This window comes from Sphaerisporangium sp. NPDC049002, from assembly GCF_040649355.1.
GTDB lineage: Bacteria > Actinomycetota > Actinomycetes > Streptosporangiales > Streptosporangiaceae > Sphaerisporangium.
Map to the genome: position 1 here is coordinate 11303 of NZ_JBEZFH010000203.1, position 2877 is coordinate 14179.

Consider the following 2877-nt stretch of genomic DNA (forward strand, 5'->3'; position numbering starts at 1 on the left):
ACAACGAGACCGTTCTGGTCTGAACGCTCTGATCAGCTCCGGCGAATAGCCGAAGCGGGAGTGGACCGGCTCACAGGGCGTCCCCCGAGGCGCTCGCGTCAGCGGACATGAGAACAGGCGGAGTAGATGCCTTTCAAGGAATTGGTGCCACGTCTTCCTGGGCACGCGTGGCTCATCCTCAGTGGCGACGCCGTGTCCGCCGTCGGAGCCGGTCTCACTCTCCCCTTCCTCCTCGTCTACCTTCATGACGTGAGGGGAATCGAGCTCGGCCTGGCCGGGCTCGTCCTCTCGACGATCGCGGTCGCCGGCCTGGCGGGAACCCCCGTCGGCGGGCTGCTCGCCGATCGCTTCGGTGCACGGCGGCCCGCCGCCGCAGGCCTCGTCCTCGCCGCCGCCGGAACCGCCGGGATGATCGGCGTACGGAGCGCGTGGGAGGCCGCCCTGTCGGCCGCGGTCTACGGGTTCGGTGTCGCGGTCACCGAGCCGGCGTTCCAGGCGCTGTTGAGCACCTCGGTCCCCCCTGCCCGCCGTTCACAGATATTCGCGGTACGCCACGCCCTGCTCAATGTCGGGCTCAGCGCAGGCAGCCTGCTCGCCGCCTTCCTGGTGGACTTCTCCTCACCGCAGACCTTCGTCACGATATTCGTCGTCGACGCGTGCACCTTCCTCACGTTCGCCGTGCTGATCGCCAGGGCACCAGGCCGCGGTCACACGGCCCCCGGATACAAGGCCCGAAGCTCCGGCACCCGCGGCGGATACCGCGAGATACTCGCCGACCGGCTGTTGCTGCGGATCTGCGTGTCCGTCGCCGTGGTCTTCACCTGCGGCTACGCCCAGTACTACAGCGCCTACCCGATCTTCTCCATCGAGACCGGCGGCCTCGACGCCGGCACACTGCAGCTGACCTTCCTGGCCAACACCTGCACGGTCGTCCTCGCTCAGTTGCTCGTCCTGCGCCTTGTGACCGGTCGTCGCCGTACCATCGCGTTCGCCTGGTCGGCCGGGCTCATGGCCATCGCCTGGCTGATCGTGGTGGGCGCCGCGCAACTCGGCGGCGGCCCGGCCGCCGTCGCGGCGTTCATGGCCGCGATGGTCCTGTTCGCCGTCGGTGAGACGCTCATGGCCCCAAGTGTCCCGGTGATCGTGAACGACCTGGCGTCCGACGACAGCCGTGGCAGATACAACGGAGTCCACAGCTTCGCGCAGACGCTGGGGTACATCATCGGACCGGCGGTGGCCGGCGCGGCGCTCGGCTCCGGGCACGGATCCCTCCTCTTCCTGGGCCTGGCTCTGGCACTCGGTCTGGTCGCCTTGCAGGCGACCAGGATCGACCGCCTCCTCACCCCCGCGGCGAACCTCGTGGGCGCCGGCCCCGCCGACGCCTCCGACGCTCACACCGAACGGACACACCATGGCGACTGACACCCAGGAAGAGGCGCTGGACACTCTGCTGGCGGCGGCGGAGAGGTGCCGGCGGCTCGGACGACTGGACGAGGCCGAACAAGTGCTGGAGCAGGCCGTCCAGATCACCCGGGACGCCGGAGCATCTCAGGATGCCCATGCACGCGCACTGGACGCCCTCGCCGACCTGCTCCGAGTCAGGGGAAGCTACCGGCGGTCGGACGAGATGCTGCGGAGCGCGCTCGGGCTCGCCGAGGAGGCGTCGGGACCCCACTCCCTGGCGGTCGCACGGATCTGCAACAGCCTGGGTGTGCTCCACAAGTACACGGGACGGTTCGAGGAGTCCGAGTCCTTCTATCACCGGGCTCTCGCGATAGTCGAATCGGACCTGGGCGATGCCCATCCCTTCATGGCCACCCTGTATCACAATCTCGGTGGGCTGAACCACGCGCGCGGCACCCACGCGAAGGGGGAGCCCTTCGCCCGCCGCTCGGTGGAGATCCGGCAGCTCACTCATGGTCCCGAGGATCCTGAGCTGGCCGCCGACAAGGCCGCGCTGGCGGCGATCGTCCACGCGCTCGGCGATCTCGACGAGGCGGAGAGCCTGCTGGTGGAGGCGCTGTACGTCTTCGAGACGCGACTCGGCCCAGAGGACTACGAGGTCGCCTCCTGCCTGAACAACCTCGCCTCGATCCACTATGCGCAAGGGCTTCTCGAAGCGGCCGAGCAGGGCTACCGCAAGGTCCTGGCGATCAAGGAAGGGCTCTTGGGACCGGCTCATCCGGAACTCGCGGTCGCGCTCAATAACCTGGCGATGACCCTCTGGAAGCGTGGCCGGCCCGAGGGCGCCGTGCCGGCACTGGAGCGTGCGATCTCCTTGCTGAGCGCCGAGGTCGACCAGGAACAGCCCGTCCGGCTGGCCTGCCTCCGCAACCTCGAAACGTGCCGGGAGTCAGTCAGTGACGACGGCCACTCTAAGGAGTTCTAGTGATTGATGGACAATTCCCCCTCGCGAGCTGGTTCCTGCTAGTCTCCGCGACCGGCTTTCTCGCCGTGTACGCTCTTCCGCTCCTGCTGGTGCCGCTGCGCTGGGCGCGCTGGTTCCGGTGGGAGGCCCCCTCGGGCCCCACGGACCTCACCGTCTACTTCGGACGCTGCCTCGGAGCCGTAGCGGTGGCCATCACGTGGGTCGCGCTCGCCGCGGCGCCCGATCCCGAGCACAACCTGATCGTGTTCGACCTCATCGCGATCGCCTGCGGGCTCCAGACGCTCATCCATGTGGACGGCGCGGTGCGCCGGATCCAACCGTGGACCGAGACTCTCGAGATCGGCCTGTACGCCGTTCTCTGCGGTGGCGCCGTGGCGATTCGTGTCCTGCTGCTGACGTGACCCGATGAACTGAGATCCGCCGGATCTGGTTTCCCGCCTCCTCACAGGACGCGGCTTGATGGACCGTGACGTCACGGTCCATCAAGC

General features: G+C 68.3%; 3 protein-coding genes. All 3 read left to right on the top strand.

The features are described from left to right. Nucleotides 1-126 precede the first annotated feature (126 nt). From AB0B89_RS29445 to AB0B89_RS29455, 3 genes are read left to right on the top strand one after another with little or no spacing between them, the layout of a single operon-like run. A complete protein-coding gene (locus AB0B89_RS29445) occupies nucleotides 127-1422 on the top strand; it encodes an MFS transporter (protein ID WP_358559318.1) in 1296 nt (431 codons plus the stop codon). Next, entirely contained in the window at nucleotides 1412-2389 is a 978-nt protein-coding gene (locus AB0B89_RS29450; RefSeq protein ID WP_358559319.1) for a tetratricopeptide repeat protein, read from the top strand. The genes AB0B89_RS29445 and AB0B89_RS29450 overlap by 11 nt, the downstream gene beginning before the upstream one ends. After that, complete coding sequence (locus AB0B89_RS29455) at nucleotides 2389-2790, top strand: hypothetical protein (protein ID WP_358559321.1); 402 nt, start codon at nucleotides 2389-2391, stop codon at nucleotides 2788-2790. Before AB0B89_RS29450 ends, AB0B89_RS29455 begins: the two co-directional genes overlap by 1 nt. The last annotated feature ends 87 nt before the right edge of the window (nucleotides 2791-2877 follow it).

Excerpts from the sequence above, each read along its gene's own strand:
- AB0B89_RS29445 (WP_358559318.1), top strand. The coding sequence starts at position 127 with ATGCCTTTCAAGGAATTGGTGCCACGTCTTCCTGGGCACGCGTGGCTC.
- AB0B89_RS29450 (WP_358559319.1), top strand. The coding sequence starts at position 1,412 with ATGGCGACTGACACCCAGGAAGAGGCGCTGGACACTCTGCTGGCGGCG.